The following is a 6,127-nucleotide window of genomic DNA, read 5'->3' as shown; positions in this document are numbered from 1 at the left end:
ACCATGAACCTTCAACGAAAAGGAATCGAGTACATCGTTGAAGGAACGACACAGGCATGACCTGCATCGTTGGGTAGTTGTCAACCTGCCCTGATGCAACCCCAAGTGAAGGAAGGAGGATAACATCCGCTTGCACTTCTGGGGAGTTGCAAGCCCACGACTTTAGTCGTTGGGTAGTTGACTTGCTCTATCACTGCCTTTAATTGATCGGCCGCTACTTCAATTTGCCCAAGCAATTGCTCGTTTTCTAATGGAAGTGTATGTTGTTCTTCCTTAAATTTCGGACGCCATTTTAACAAAAACATAAAATCTCCCCTTTCGTGTGATATTTTTTTACGTGATTATACCATTAAACGCTAAGAGAAAGAATCACTTTCTGAATATTTTTAACAAAAAAAACACCTGCCTTTTTCGGCAGGTTATTTGTTGAGTAGTTTTTTCTGTTGAAACGCGTACGGAATCGCTGATTTCATCGGTTCGTCGTGTTTGTGCGCGGTTAAATACGTGTATAACGCTCCCATAAACAACGCTCCACCGACAATGTTGCCAAATGTTACGGGAAGGATGTTATGAATCACTCCAGCCAAATCAATCGTTGCTGGATGCGGAACAGCTAGCGCAATGGAAAATAAAACAAAATTCGCAATCGAGTGCTCATAGCCAGAAGCGAAAAAGATAAAGACGATAAGGATCATCGAGATCACTTTAGCGATATCTTCTTTCATTTGCATCGGGATAAAAATCGCTAAGCAAACAAGCCAGTTGCAAAGAATCCCTTTAATAAACAGCTGCATGGTCGTGGCGTGAATTTTTTTGGCTGCTACTGCAAATAATACGTGGTTCGGCGAAATGTGGTCAAATACACCAGACTGCGCAATAAGAAACGCGAAAAAGACAGCTCCTAACAAATTCCCACTATAACAAGCAACCCAGTTGCGAATCGTATCTTTTACCGTCGTTTCTTTCTGGATTGTACTAATCGTAAAATACATCGTATTGCCTGTAAACAGTTCCGCTTCCCCGTACATAATAAGCACAAGAGCAATGCCGAAAAATAGTCCCATGACTAAATACGTCGCCGGCGAGTTGGCTTCGTGAAAAAAATCCCCGATCCTTAAGCAAAGGACGAGCGCGAACCCGATATACACCCCGGCTAAAGCAGCCCGCATCATGTATTGCACAAGGGAGCGTTCTAAAATGGTACGTTTTTTCAGCGCTAATTGTTTGCATTTTTTCACTGCTTCCATCTTCCTGCCACTTCTCTTTCTGTTTAGTTTGTGATTTTTTTCACATATAAATTACTCCTTCTTTTGCTTTTTTTCAAGGACAGAAGAGGAATGTTAAAAGAACTGTCATCATTTTTCTTTTGTAATCGTTTTCCAAAAAAATAATCGTTGCAAATTCTCCCGTTATTGTTCTCACTATTCTTTTCCATGTATGTTTCATAAACGGTCACGCACATTATAAATGTTCAACTTTTTTAAAGGAGGAGACAGACGAATGAACGTTTTGCGTCTTTTGACCGGACGTAATCGCATGTTTTGGAACCAGTGGTTGCGCCTTCCCAGTCGCAGAAACAACCGCGGAATGCTTTGGTCGCTCATTAGCTTCGGCTTAGGGATTGCCGCAACCGCTGCCTATTGGCGCAGACAACAAATGGCGCAATCCACTTTCAAGCGCCCAATTCGCCGAGCGATGCGCACCATTAACGGGTTTATGAATCGGCGAATGCGACGTCCTAGCCTAGCAGCAGTAGAACTGTCTAAAGAAATTGCTGAAAAGCCAAAAGCGCCACCAACCAACCGGCCATAGGTAAAAACTCCCACCTCTTAACAAAAGGTGGGAGTAATGGTTTGTTTCGTTCGCTTTTTTTCCTCCAAGCAAATAGATGGTTTCCGAATGTCAACACGTTGCCAGCCGGCTTCTCCATTTTCTTTCCAAAACATAGACGTACTACTAATACAAAACCGATTCGTTTCACCGACATACGTTCTTTTTCGAATCGTATTCACTATCCTCTCCCTCTTTCCCTTTCAGATGAAAATACCCAAAAACGGCTCCCGCTAAAATTGATTGCCATCCCCGCCATCGTCGCCATTCCTTTACTAATCACTAACGATATTCCTGCTGAATGTAATAACTGCAACAAAACAACCGTCGTGCCTAGCGATAGAAGGTTAAGGATAAGAAATTGAAAAAATTGAGATACTGACGCTTTTTCTTGCACACGAAACGTCCACGTTCGGTTCCATATGTAGCTATTAATGACGCCCGCGCTATACGAACATATTTGCGCCAAAACATACGACACTCCCATTGACGTAAGGAGGAAAAACACGCCGAAATCAACAAGCGTATTTCCTATCCCGACCAGAGTAAAGCGAACAAGCGTCGCACCTTCATTCCACATAATACGGCACCTTTTCTTTTTCATGACCGACGCCCCAACCTTCTTTTAAAATATAGAGCGGGCGTTGCTTGACTTCGTCGTAAATGCGGCCAATATATTCCCCGATCACCCCAAGCATCATTAGAACCACACCGTTGAAAAAGAGAACTGCCATCACGAGCGATGACCAGCCAGTGACAGTCGAATCGGTAAACAATTTTAAATACAAGACAACAATCATCCAAACAACACTAACAAGCGAAAGAAAAACCCCTAACAAACTGGCGAGCTTTAATGGTTTATAGGAGAAAGAGGTGATACCATCTAGCGAAAAGCGAATCATTTTTTTGAGTGGGTATTTCGTTTCCCCTGCAAATCGCTCGTCTCGCTCGTATTCAATCGCTGTTTGGTTAAAACCAACCCAACTGACAAGCCCGCGCACGAATCGGCTCCGTTCTTTCATTCCTACGAGCTGGTCACGCACTTTTCGATCGATTAAGCGAAAATCGCCTGTATCAAGTGGAATATCAATTTCCGTCGCCGCCCGTAGTAACCGGTAAAAGGCATAGGCGGTTGCTTTTTTAAAAAATGTTTCTCCTTTTCGTTTCGTTCGTTTTGCATAGACGACGTCATACCCTTCTTTCCATTTTTCGATCATCTTTAAAATCAGTTCGGGAGGGTCTTGTAAATCGGCATCAATGATCACAATCGCTTCCCCAGAAGCATAGTCCATGCCTGCTGTAATCGCAATTTGATGACCGAAGTTGCGGGAAAAGTCTAAATACTTCACCGTACCATCTCTAACCGCGAGCTCTTTCAATATATGCAGTGTGTCATCTTTACTGCCATCATTGACAAATAATAGCTCATACGATCCATCTGTTTGTTCCATCCCTCTCTTTAATCGCTTGTACGTTTCCCGAATCACAAGTGCTTCGTTATAAACAGGAACTACAACCGAATATTTCACCACGTTCCTCTCCTCCTATCCCTCGTATTTGTACAGCTTTTCTGCACCTTCTCTACCGAACGACGGTTGTGCATCGTTCGATTGTTTCCATTCGGTTTGCGGTACTTCTTTGCAGTGGGTTTGGATCCACTGGACGATTTCATTATTGCTTTGTCCGCCACCGAATCCTGACACAAGGAAATATTTCACTTCCCCGTTTTTTACTAATTTCTCTAATTTCTCGGTCGTCAGCACTGGGTCGTTTCCGGAAAATCCGCCCATTGCCATGACCGCTTTATCCGTTTTTAACATGATTTGTGCCGCTTCTGTCGCACGGAACGTCGCTACTAAATAAGTTTCTCCATTGTAGTTTTTTTCTAAATAGGAAATCAGCTTTTCATTTGCTTCATTTCTTCCCATATTCCCCATCATTCGTCCGTCTTGTCGTCCATCGAAGGTAGTTTGCGGACCGGCTGCTGGAATCATGCTATTGCCACCATACAATATCGGGGTAAGCGCCCAATAAAACGGCATGAGAAGAAGTCCAAATAAACTTGCCACTTTCACATAGTAAGCGATTCGCATATGTTGCCGAAATGCAAGAAGCAAAACAAACGAAGCGAGTCCTAATAACCCAATGAACACTATCCAAATGGCCGAAATCGATGCTTTATTTTGGTAAAGAATGTACGCTTCTAATGAAAAGGTTGTCAAAAACGCGGTTGGAAGTAGCCATGGCTGTTTTCCTTCTTTATAAAATTCCCATAATAGCGTACTGCCAATCGCCACGAGCGCGGCAATCGCTGGTGCCATCATGCTTAAATAATAGCGATGGAAAAAGCCCGCGATACTGAAAAACCCCATCATCGGAACGAGCCATGCCAACCAAAATACCGCTGCTTTATGCGAAAGGGTAACCATCCGCTGTTTACGAACGGATAAAACAACGGCAATCGTGCTAAACAGAACAAACGGTAGCAACCAACTAATTTGGCCGGAAAGCTGTTGGTTAAACAAGCGCAGTACGCTGCGATTGCCTGTTTCTCCGATGCCAATGCCACCTGGTTGTCCGCCTTTAAACTCCGGCAGTTGTGGTGGTGTATTCTCACCGTTCGGAGATTGCCCCATACTTGGCGTGCCGTTCGGGAGTTGTCCCATGCTCGCACCATTCGGCAGTTGTGGCATCTCCCCTCCCGTTTGGGCGTCCATCATCCGATTTCCACCGGGACCTGCGCTGCCGGTAAGCCGCCCGATGCCGTTATAGCCAAGCGCTAGTTCTAATACCGAGTTTGTTTGGCTACTTCCAATATATGGACGCTTATCTTTCGGCATAAGATCAGCGATCGCAGCGTACGATAGCGATGTGATAAGTAACAGAACAGTGGCAATCGTTAGCTGTTTCAGTTTTCGCTTCCAACCTTCGTTTTTTGCTAGCCAATAAAATAGGTAAAACGCTGGCAATACCATATACGCTTGCATCATTTTTATATTAAAGCCGACCCCGACAAGCGCAAAGCTAACAAGGAGCCATGTGATTTTTTTGGCATGAATAGATTTCATCAACGCCCACGTGGCAACTAGCAGCGTAAAAATTAACATCGTATCTAAATTGTTCGTGCGCGTAACTGCGACAAAAATAGGGGTGCACGCAAAAATGAAGCTCGCCCATCGCGCCGCAACGCGACCGAAAAACGGCTTGACGATGAAATAAAGAAGCCATGTCGACAATACGCCAGCAAGCGCTTCTGGAAGCAAGACGCTCCAATCACTTGCGCCAAATAACGCAACGCTCAACGCTTGGAACCACAGCGCCACCGGCGGTTTGTCGACCGTAATAAATCCGGCCGGGTCAAGCGATGCGAAGAAAAACGATTTCCAATTCGCCGTCATACTTTTCGCCGTGGCCGTATAATATTCGTTCGAACCAGCGTTGCCAATGTTGTAAAAATACAAAAACGCCGCCAATCCGATGATGGATATTAGCCACCAATCCATCCTTTTCTTTTTCATTTTTCTTCCTCCATTTATAAAATTTTCTCTCTTAATCACTGGCTCTATCATACAATCATTCGATGAAAATTAAATGAAAATAAAAAGGATGTCCCAAAAGAGGAACGGGACATCCTTTCTTATCACTATATATACGAACCAAACATTTAACTCCTCGGCCCCCATAAGATTATCAACACACCAAGCAAACAGACCGCTGTGCCGATCCAGTCGTATAGGTCAGGAGTTTTTCGGTCGATTCCCCAGCCCCATAAAACGGATAAAACGACAAAGATGCCGCCATATGCCGCATACACTCGGCCAAACGACGGAAACTGCTGCAACGTCGGAATAATGCCGTAAACAATCAAAATCACTCCCCCAACCAATCCGTACCAGAGCGGTTTTGATTCGCGCAACGAAAGCCATATCAAATACCCGCCGCCAATTTCCGCAAGGCCGGCTAAAATGAATAACACCATCGCCATCATCCAGTTCACTCCTTTATTTCCCACGAAATTCCCACCACTCTTTCGTCAGGCGGTGGGTTACTTCACAAAATAACTCATCCACTGTGCCACATTTGACCATTTCTCCATCAATAAACGCAAATGGGCCATTTTTACATGCTTTGCATTTCCCTAAACAGTCTTTTCGTTTCACTTTCACTTCTTTATACGTCCGTTTCAAAAATTTATATAACTTTTTCGTTTCATGCTTATTTTTCTTGCAAAAACAAATTTTTGTCATGATGCAAACCCCTCTGCATATTGATAAAAATTATCATTTTCATTGTATCA

General features: G+C 43.9%; 9 protein-coding genes. 1 reads left to right on the top strand and 8 read right to left on the bottom strand.

What is annotated here, in order from left to right; translation table 11 throughout:
- Positions 1–80: 80 nt before the first annotated feature.
- Together M4I42_RS05805 and M4I42_RS05800 are read right to left on the bottom strand one after the other, a co-directional pair.
- Positions 81–305, bottom strand: a complete 225-nt coding sequence (locus tag M4I42_RS05805) for a hypothetical protein (RefSeq protein ID WP_268851283.1) — start codon at positions 303–305, stop codon at positions 81–83.
- Between the two features lie 114 nt (positions 306–419).
- On the bottom strand, positions 420–1,247 hold the full coding sequence (locus tag M4I42_RS05800; protein WP_268851282.1) for a formate/nitrite transporter family protein: 828 nt from the start codon (positions 1,245–1,247) through the stop codon (positions 420–422).
- A gap of 253 nt (positions 1,248–1,500) precedes the next feature.
- Here M4I42_RS05800 and M4I42_RS05795 point away from each other — a divergent pair, with 253 nt between their 5' ends.
- Positions 1,501–1,812, top strand: a complete 312-nt coding sequence (locus M4I42_RS05795; RefSeq protein WP_268851281.1) for a hypothetical protein — start codon at positions 1,501–1,503, stop codon at positions 1,810–1,812.
- A 17-nt stretch (positions 1,813–1,829) separates the two neighbouring features.
- Here M4I42_RS05795 and M4I42_RS05790 read toward each other — a convergent pair whose 3' ends face one another.
- The 6 genes from M4I42_RS05790 to M4I42_RS05765 form a co-directional block, all read right to left on the bottom strand.
- On the bottom strand, positions 1,830–2,012 hold the full coding sequence (locus M4I42_RS05790) for a hypothetical protein (RefSeq protein WP_268851280.1): 183 nt from the start codon (positions 2,010–2,012) through the stop codon (positions 1,830–1,832).
- Entirely contained in the window at positions 2,012–2,410 is a 399-nt protein-coding gene (locus M4I42_RS05785; RefSeq protein ID WP_268851279.1) for a GtrA family protein, read from the bottom strand. Before M4I42_RS05785 ends, M4I42_RS05790 begins: the two co-directional genes overlap by 1 nt.
- On the bottom strand, positions 2,400–3,362 hold the full coding sequence (locus M4I42_RS05780; protein WP_268851278.1) for a glycosyltransferase family 2 protein: 963 nt from the start codon (positions 3,360–3,362) through the stop codon (positions 2,400–2,402). Before M4I42_RS05780 ends, M4I42_RS05785 begins: the two co-directional genes overlap by 11 nt.
- 12 nt (positions 3,363–3,374) lie before the next feature.
- A complete protein-coding gene (locus tag M4I42_RS05775) occupies positions 3,375–5,348 on the bottom strand; it encodes a glycosyltransferase family 39 protein (RefSeq protein ID WP_268851277.1) in 1,974 nt (657 codons plus the stop codon).
- 146 nt (positions 5,349–5,494) lie between these two features.
- On the bottom strand, positions 5,495–5,818 hold the full coding sequence (locus M4I42_RS05770; RefSeq protein ID WP_268851286.1) for a YnfA family protein: 324 nt from the start codon (positions 5,816–5,818) through the stop codon (positions 5,495–5,497).
- A gap of 13 nt (positions 5,819–5,831) precedes the next feature.
- A complete protein-coding gene (locus M4I42_RS05765; RefSeq protein ID WP_268851276.1) occupies positions 5,832–6,077 on the bottom strand; it encodes a DUF1450 domain-containing protein in 246 nt (81 codons plus the stop codon).
- Positions 6,078–6,127 lie beyond the last annotated feature (50 nt).

It is taken from the genome of Anoxybacillus sp. J5B_2022, from assembly GCF_026847645.1.
Taxonomy (GTDB): domain Bacteria; phylum Bacillota; class Bacilli; order Bacillales; family Anoxybacillaceae; genus Anoxybacteroides.
The sequence above is the reverse complement of the archived record's forward strand: the minus strand, read 5'-3'. Positions and strand labels throughout refer to the sequence as shown.